Annotated in this window: 1 protein-coding gene; it reads right to left on the bottom strand. The window is 78.9% G+C overall.

Translation table 11 applies throughout. The annotated features are described in order from the left end of the window. Positions 1-266 (bottom strand): SDR family oxidoreductase (locus tag ACFWPJ_RS25265; protein ID WP_378854867.1); only part of this gene is annotated, 266 nt, incomplete at both ends.

Genomic DNA, 266 nt, shown 5'->3' with positions numbered 1-266 from the left:
CACCACTCGGCCGATTCGGGGGGGCCACCCGCGGGGCGGGGGGGGGGGGGGGGGGGGGGCCCCCGCGCGGCCCCCCCCGACGACGTCGAGGTGACCGAAGGTGTCGACGACCCGCTGGGTGAGCGCGGCCATCGCCGCACGGTCGCGGACGTCGGCCGTGATCGCCAGCGCACGCGCACCGAGGGCTCCCGCGGCTGCCTCGGCAGCGGCTTCGTCCACATCCACGATGGCGACGAACGCGCCGCGAGCGTGGACGATCCCGGCCC

Source organism: Nocardia sp. NPDC058497, assembly GCF_042720195.1.
Taxonomy (GTDB): domain Bacteria; phylum Actinomycetota; class Actinomycetes; order Mycobacteriales; family Mycobacteriaceae; genus Nocardia.
This window is presented reverse-complemented; position numbering and strand designations above follow the sequence as displayed.